Genomic DNA, 305 nt, shown 5'->3' with positions numbered 1-305 from the left:
GGAAAAAAAAAAAAGAGATTATTGGAAAGAAGATTTTTTTTCAAAGAAAAAACTCCCTTTTGATGGCTCACGCCCCCCACAGAAACGCACACAAGAATAAAATTCGTTGTTAATAGATTGATGATGTATTTTACAAACCCGGCTTATGCTTGATAGTGTTGGCGAACCCACGGGTAGGAACTACCCACGTACAATGAATAATAAAGGTAAACTGGTAACTATAATCGGTTCACTAATTGGCGGGGCACATATTTGGGGATACTATCCCGGTAAAATATGGTCGCAATTGATTTGTTTTTTTCTAT

The 305-nt window shown here is 37.0% G+C and carries 1 pseudogene; it reads left to right on the top strand.

The features are described 5' to 3' along the window. Window positions 1-211 precede the first annotated feature (211 nt). Window positions 212-305 (top strand): annotated as a pseudogene (locus tag D0T85_RS22355) (1-acyl-sn-glycerol-3-phosphate acyltransferase); the annotation flags it as partial.

Source organism: Bacteroides sp. 519 (genome assembly GCF_010500955.1).
Lineage (GTDB): Bacteria > Bacteroidota > Bacteroidia > Bacteroidales > Bacteroidaceae > Bacteroides.
This window is presented reverse-complemented; position numbering and strand designations above follow the sequence as displayed.